Source organism: Candidatus Cloacimonadota bacterium (assembly GCA_012516855.1).
In the GTDB taxonomy this organism is placed as follows: Bacteria; Cloacimonadota; Cloacimonadia; order Cloacimonadales; family Cloacimonadaceae; genus Syntrophosphaera.
In genome coordinates this window covers 1-3915 of sequence record JAAYWB010000013.1, presented here as the reverse complement: position 1 = coordinate 3915, position 3915 = coordinate 1, and the positions used below count along the sequence as shown (strand labels likewise).

Genomic DNA, 3915 nt, shown 5'->3' with positions numbered 1-3915 from the left:
GCGATCAACAGTATTCCCGGAACCAGGGGCAGGGAGAATCTGGCGATCTCAGCGGCTTCCGGCCAGGAGAAATCAAGAATTAAAAACTTCCGGGAAGACAGCGTGTAAAGCACTGTGGAGCAACTTGCCCCGCAAATATGGCCCCAGAGGATGCCCTTAATGCCCATCCTGAGTACCACCACGAACAGAACTGTGCTGAGCAGCTTTACCAATACCGTGATCACATTGAACAATACGAAACGGCCGGCTTTTTTTTCATAACGGGGCAAGATGCTCAAATAGGTGGAAACTGCCGAGATCACCGCCCAAAGCAACCCCAGACGCAGTTCCGGCAGGTAATTCCCCCGGGGGAACAGCAGCGCGTGCGCCGAACCCTGAAAAACCAAGCCCAGTGCCGCGACCACCAATGCCGAGGCCAGGGTCAGATACAGCCCGGTGGAGATCAGTTTCTGGCGACCCCGCAGGGACTCCCGGTCGAAAAAGAACCTGCCCACAGCTCCATAGAACTCCAAGTTGATGACATAGGTCAGAAAGCCCACCGTGGAAAGGATCAACTCCGCGATGCCGTAATCCGATTGGGAGAGTACCCTCACATAAACCGGGACAAGCAGGAATCCGGCAAACTTGGTGAAGACTGGCAAAAAGCCGTAAAATGAGAATGACTTTATAAATTCCCGTAAGGTCATAGCTGTAATCTATTCATTATACAGTAACCGGTTGAGTCCGTTAATCGTTTTAATACAAATCAGAATCCAAAAAGCGGTAATGCCAGTTCCGAATATCACTGATGCCGTCCTGGCCGGTAAAATCGATAACGCCAAAATGGGTGGTCACTGTTTCCTCCCTAAACCCTATCTTTTCGAGGATCAGATGCTCCTCTGTGTGGAGATTTGACCAGAGGTTCACCGCCTTGAACCCGCTGGCCAGTAGATGGCCAGCCAGCCCCCGCAGCGCGGTTTCCCTGGGTATCCGCGAATCTCTTGGAAAAAACAGCTCCATTAGGTCCGCATCGGTATCCGCGTAGCTTTTGTAAATGGCGTAACATACTGGTTCCCCGTTCAAACTGCCACGAAGTAAGCGGTAACGCTTGGCGGGATTATTCACCAGGCGCCACATCAAATACTCCCTGCTCCTTTCAAGATGGTATTTATCCTTGGTAACTACGCAGCTACTGAGTTGGTTTAAACCTGACGCATCAAGGTCAGACACCGTAATCACTAAACCTGCATCTTGTGAAACCTGATGCTTGAGGCTTGATCCCGTCAAACGGAAATTGGTCAACAATCCAACATCATTCCAGTCCAGATACTTGCGATATGAATAATGCGAGTTGTGATTGGCAAAGCCAAAGATACAGTCGAAGCCCATTTCCCGCATTCTGACATGCAAAGCCCGGTTCACCTCCAAATAATAACCCCTGCCCTGATACGCGGGATGGGTGAAACCAGCATTCATCAAACCAGAATTTAGTTTCTGTCCGGATGGGGAGATCAGTGTCCTGGGCGATACTGTGTAAAAGCAGGCCACATTCCCATCCTCCTCGATGTAGGCGGCAATGATCCTGCTTTGGAGAGGATTCTGATTTAGCCACCAGCTCCACAGCTCTGGATTGAATTCTCGGCCGAACGCAGCACTCCAAGACAGACCCAAGCTCTCAAGAGACAGGGGATCATCCCACCAGAATTTCACCTTAGGCATTTTCAATTCCTGTCAAAAAGAAGCGTAAAGGCCTCCGCGTACAGCACACCGATCCGCGAGCCCCTGTAAGCTGCCAAACCGGTTACAGCATGAATGCTGCGGGGCAGAGGATCCGGCATCAGTTCGGTATCGTACATCCTGACCATTTCCAGTTTACGCTCCATGAATTCAGTGATATCCACAAAAGTATTTGGAATAAATACCATTTCCGGCAAAGCTGGGGCAAATTCTGTTTCCGAAAGGGTTTCATACATCAGAATCCGTTTAATGTATGGCATGCGGAAACTCTTGGTGGTCGCGTAAGCGGAAGTAAAACCGATTCTGTGGTCTGTGTGGACGTCGCTGCGGTTGGGAAGATATATAATCTCGGGTTTCCACTCCGATACTACCGCATCGATTGCCCCAAATATATCTCTGACATCCAGAGTGTCCAGCATTTGAGTGGGCAAACCCAAATCCCTGAATGCTGTAAATCCATAGGCGGATGCAATCTTGGCAATCAGCGCTTTGCGGTTATCCAACTTTTCCTGGCTAAATCCATGCGGATGCTCGATTGTCGCGCCAGTCAAATTCAACCAGTAAATTTCGTTGCCCATTGCCCGCTGCTTGATTATTGTGCCACCGCAGCCGTATGTCTCGTCATCGGGATGCACAGAAATGAAAAGTACTCTTTTGTTCACGGTTGATCCTCCATTTTCTTTATTTGTCTTATCACTCTTGCTGGAATGCCACCAACCACCGTATAAGCAGGAACATCACGCGTTACAACAGCATTGGCCCCAATCACACTGCCACTTCCTACCTGAACCCCAGGCAGGATGAACACGTTGGATCCTATCCACACATGATCACCGATCACGACATTAGCTTCAACAGCTTTCCTAAGGTTCTCCGGACCTGTAGCATCATCCGGGTGATGTGAAATTGCGTGGATATTCACATTATGGCCGATGGCGCACCATTCTCCTATGATTACTCTTGAATTGGGGCCAGTAGATATCTTGCCCGAGTTGAAATATGAATTTGCCCCTATTTGTATGTTGCCTTTAAAAACAATATGGGGAAGGTACCCCAGTCTGGCTTGGGGGTGAATATCAAATTGCTGACGATACATCTTGTCTTTCTCACTATCTGAGGCTGCTTCTAATGACTTATACAATCTGGCTTTCAGAATTTGGATCAGACTCATTTTTTACCCTGCTATTAATCATTATCTTGCTACAAAACTCGATACAAGAACCTTATATGGTATTGATTAGATTTTCATACCCCGGTACTTTCTCCAGATAGCCCGCTTCCACCGCTGCCGCTATTGTGCGGCAGGGCAACTGCCGTTCCAGAACCTCTTCCCGGGTCAGGGTCTTGAAATCAAGTTCGGGATACTGGCCCTTTAAAGCCCGCATCAGCTTCATGTACACGTTTGGCCAGGTGCTGAGCGCCCTACCCTGTCTGCGGAATTTCTGGTTGAACAGCTTGATGTATTCCCGGCAGTCATTCAGATAAGCCTCAGTTACCTTGATACGGCGGCGGAAGGCATGGATCTCTTTCACTATCGAATTGTCCGGAGTAAACTTCGGCATCACTTTCCGTCTGGCGATGTACTTGTTTAGTTTGGAATTGTAGTAGATCACCACATCATCCATGTTGCCGGTGAAACCGGGCAGTAGCACCTTGAGCTTTGCTTTCATGTCTATTTATCCACGAATTGCACTAATTTACACGAATACAGTATGTTAATCATTATCTGCATGATACTCTCTGTACCTTCTCGAAAACATCAGTCTATATGTTCTTACTAACAAGTTTTTCGGGATAATCAAGATATATCGTGTTTACTCCCCACTCTGTGCTCAGATACCATCGCTTGCGATGCCGTTGCGCCTCCCAGCAAAACGCTGACTATCGCAACCAGATCGTAAGCGGATGTTATCGGGGAAGGATTGAGGAGTGTCAAGCCTGGATCCTGTAACCCTGAAGTTTATTCGCGTGCGCAGCGGCTGCCTCGGGATACCTTTCCTTCCACTGATCACACACCTGTTTGTACACAGTTGGCAGATGCACCTTGGTTCCGATATAGAATGGGTTGTCACAATTTCGGGCAAAACTTTTCTTAAACGTATAGATGCTGTCTCCGCGGGCTATGCTGGCCCCCATGGAGTAGATGTCAAACCCATGCTCACAAAGGTATTTGACCAGCTCCCAGCGCTGGAAAGTGTT

Annotated in this window: 5 protein-coding genes; all 5 read right to left on the bottom strand. The window is 48.6% G+C overall.

Annotated elements, in window-relative coordinates; genetic code table 11:
• The coding region (locus GX466_00930; GenBank protein NLH92777.1) for an oligosaccharide flippase family protein at nucleotides 1–686 on the bottom strand (686 nt) is incomplete at its 3' end.
• 49 nt (nucleotides 687–735) lie between these two features.
• Entirely contained in the window at nucleotides 736–1698 is a 963-nt protein-coding gene (locus tag GX466_00925) for a GNAT family N-acetyltransferase (GenBank protein NLH92776.1), read from the bottom strand.
• A gap of 2 nt (nucleotides 1699–1700) precedes the next feature.
• Nucleotides 1701–2378 carry a PIG-L family deacetylase gene (locus GX466_00920; GenBank protein ID NLH92775.1) on the bottom strand — a complete coding sequence of 226 codons (678 nt, stop codon included), beginning with the start codon at nucleotides 2376–2378 and terminating at the stop codon, nucleotides 1701–1703.
• Complete coding sequence (locus tag GX466_00915; GenBank protein ID NLH92774.1) at nucleotides 2375–2887, bottom strand: CatB-related O-acetyltransferase; 513 nt, start codon at nucleotides 2885–2887, stop codon at nucleotides 2375–2377. The genes GX466_00920 and GX466_00915 overlap by 4 nt, the downstream gene beginning before the upstream one ends.
• Nucleotides 2888–2939: 52 nt before the next feature.
• Nucleotides 2940–3386 carry a hypothetical protein gene (locus tag GX466_00910; protein ID NLH92773.1) on the bottom strand — a complete coding sequence of 149 codons (447 nt, stop codon included), beginning with the start codon at nucleotides 3384–3386 and terminating at the stop codon, nucleotides 2940–2942.
• Nucleotides 3387–3915: the final 529 nt, after the last annotated feature.

What these genes read in the sequence shown, in the direction of transcription:
- GX466_00925 (NLH92776.1), bottom strand. Translation starts at nt 1,698, where the DNA reads ATGCCTAAGGTGAAATTCTGGTGGGATGATCCCCTGTCTCTTGAGAGC.
- GX466_00915 (NLH92774.1), bottom strand. Translation starts at nt 2,887, where the DNA reads ATGAGTCTGATCCAAATTCTGAAAGCCAGATTGTATAAGTCATTAGAA.
- GX466_00910 (NLH92773.1), bottom strand. Translation starts at nt 3,386, where the DNA reads ATGAAAGCAAAGCTCAAGGTGCTACTGCCCGGTTTCACCGGCAACATG.